This window comes from Candidatus Hydrogenedentota bacterium, assembly GCA_016791475.1.
Taxonomy (GTDB): Bacteria; Hydrogenedentota; Hydrogenedentia; order Hydrogenedentales; family JAEUWI01; genus JAEUWI01.
On the sequence record JAEUWI010000350.1, the window covers coordinates 1 to 586 of the forward strand.

Annotated in this window: 1 protein-coding gene; it reads left to right on the forward strand. The window is 66.6% G+C overall.

Annotated features, from left to right (window positions below):
• Window positions 1-27: 27 nt before the first annotated feature.
• A partial coding sequence (locus JNK74_29625) for a hypothetical protein (GenBank protein MBL7650334.1) occupies window positions 28-586 on the forward strand: 559 nt, incomplete at its 3' end.

Sequence of the window (586 nt, forward strand, 5' to 3'; positions counted from 1 at the left end):
TCCTTGCGTTAAGGGCCTGTGAGCACAATGCCTGTCTGGCTACTACCGCTGCTGCTGGCGGTGGTAATCATCCTGCAAATCCTGATCTGGCTCCAGGGCCGGCGGCGCGATGACCAACAGGCGCTGCTGGCGTTGGGCGAGGCGCAGGAGAAGGGGCTGGCCCTGCGCAGCGATATCGCCGGGGCGCCCAACCTGCTGTACGGCGACAGCCTGCGCATCGGTCAGGCCCTGCTCAACTTTGCCAGCAACGCCATCAAGTTCACCCAGCGCGGCACGGTGACCCTCTTTGCCCACGAACTGGCGCGAGACGGCGACCGGCTGACCTTGCGCATTGGGGTCAGCGATACCGGCATCGGCCTCGACGAGGAGCAGCGGGTGCGGCTGTTCCAGCCCTATGTGCAGGCCGGCTCGAATACTGCCCGCCAGTTCGGCGGCACCGGACTCGGCCTGGCCATCACCGCCCGCCTCGCCGATATGATGGGCGGTCGGGTCGGCGTTGAGAGTCAGCCAGGAGTTGGCAGTACCTTCTCGATCGAGATACCGCTCGCCTTGGGCAACCCGGCCCGTGTCCTGGCCGAAGGGGTGC